Annotated in this window: 2 protein-coding genes and 1 pseudogene; 1 reads left to right on the top strand and 2 read right to left on the bottom strand. The window is 72.3% G+C overall.

Annotation, left to right across the window (positions count from 1 at the left end; genetic code table 11):
* Positions 1–350: pseudogene (locus tag BACI71_RS17580) on the bottom strand (ATP-binding protein); the annotation flags it as partial.
* Positions 347–1,009: a response regulator gene (locus BACI71_RS17575; RefSeq protein WP_159761495.1), complete on the bottom strand. Its 663-nt coding sequence runs from the start codon at positions 1,007–1,009 to the stop codon at positions 347–349. The gene BACI71_RS17575 and the pseudogene BACI71_RS17580, both read right to left, overlap by 4 nt.
* Positions 1,010–1,135: 126 nt before the next feature.
* On the opposite strand from BACI71_RS17575, the gene BACI71_RS17570 reads away from it, so the two are divergent.
* Positions 1,136–1,640: hypothetical protein (locus BACI71_RS17570; protein ID WP_201297522.1), on the top strand; the 505-nt coding region annotated here is incomplete at its 3' end.

Genomic DNA, 1,640 nt, shown 5'->3' with positions numbered 1-1,640 from the left:
GGCGCGGGTAGGGGTGGCGCCGGAGGGGTGGGCGGACCCGCGGGAGGAGCCGGGACGTCGGCCGCGCCGATCGCGCCGTCCGGTCCTGCGATCCGCCATTGCCAGCCGGGATCGCTGCCGAACGCCGCGACCCGCTGCGTCAGCCGCGCGCGGGCGACGCGCCCCTCGTCATCGACCACCGAGGCGAGCACCAGCAATTGCGCGTCGAGGCGCCGGTCGAGTCCCTCGGTCACGAACCGCCCGAGCAGCCCCGCCATCACTGCCCCCGCCAGCCCCAGCGCCAGCAATGTCGCCACCGCCGACACCAGCAGCATCCGCGCCTGTAGCGATCGTGGCACCCACCGCGTCATGCCGGACACACCAGCCGATAGCCGCGCCCGCGCACCGTTTCGATCAGCGTCGCGCCGATCTTCTTGCGCAGCCGCCCGACGATCACCTCGAGGCTGTTCGAATCGACATCGGCATCGCCCTCGTAGACGCGCTCGAGCAGGTCGAGGCGTTCGATCACGGCATTGCGGTGGAGCATCAACTGCGACAGCACGCGCCACTCGAACGCGGTCAGTTTGAGCGGCAGGCCGTCGAGCTCGAACACGCCGGTCTGCGAATCGAACGACAGCGCGCCGCACGTCAGCAGCGCCTGCGCATGGCCCGCCGCGCGGCGCATCAGTGCGCGCAGCCGCATCACCAGTTCCTCGACGCGAAACGGCTTGACGAGGAAGTCGTCGGCGCCGGCCTTGAACCCGGCGACCTTGTCCGACCAGCCGTCGCGCGCGGTGAGGATCAGCACCGGCAGGTCGCGGTTCGCATCGCGCCATGCCTTGAGCACCGAGATGCCGTCACGCCCCGGCAGCCCGAGATCGAGCACCGCGGCGTCGAACCGCTCGGTCTCGCCGAGATGCGCGGCGTCGACGCCGTTGACGGCAAGGTCAACCGCGAAATTCTCCTCGCGCAGCGCGCGCGCGATCGCCGGCCCGAGATCGCGGTCGTCCTCGACCAGCAGGATACGCATCTTGCCCCTTCCTTCCTGCGTTGCGCCCTATGCCGGTCGCCTAAACCGAAACTGAACGATCCGGTTCAGCGCGGGTGGCGGGGCGCGCGCCTAAACATCGCTCATCAACCCGAAGAGGAGTGAGTGATGAAGGTTTCGATGATCCCGCATCTGTCGCGCGGCCAGCGGATCGCGCTCGGCGGTGCCGCCTTGCTGGCGATGGGTGCCGCCGGCGGTGCCGGCGCGGTGCAACTGACCCGCCCGAGCGTCGAGATGGCGCCGACCGTGCCGACCGCGATCGCCAGGCTGCCCGCGACCAGCGGCATCGTGACGGTGCGCGGGCGCGTCGCGGGTGTCTATGGCACGCGCTTTCTGGTCGAGGATGCGAGCGGACGGACGCTGGTCGACGCCGGGCGCGGCGCGGGCACGCTGACCAAGGGCGCGCCGGTGCTGGTGCAGGGGCGCTTCGACTATGGGCAGTTGCGTGCGCGCTTCCTCGCCGATCAGGGCGGGGTGCGCGAGGTCGGCGCACCGCCGCCGCCTCCGGGGGCTGGCGCGCCGCCGCCTCCTCCGCCGGGTGCCGGTGCACCGCCGCCGCCGCCTCCGGGTGCGGGTGCCCCTCCGCCCCCGCCGCCGGGTGCCGGTGCACCGC

The sequence above is a fragment of the Sphingomonas sp. 8AM genome (assembly GCF_902506455.1).
In the GTDB taxonomy this organism is placed as follows: domain Bacteria; phylum Pseudomonadota; class Alphaproteobacteria; order Sphingomonadales; family Sphingomonadaceae; genus Sphingomonas.
This window is presented reverse-complemented; position numbering and strand designations above follow the sequence as displayed.

What these genes read in the sequence shown, in the direction of transcription:
- BACI71_RS17575 (WP_159761495.1), bottom strand. Translation starts at nt 1,009, where the DNA reads ATGCGTATCCTGCTGGTCGAGGACGACCGCGATCTCGGGCCGGCGATC.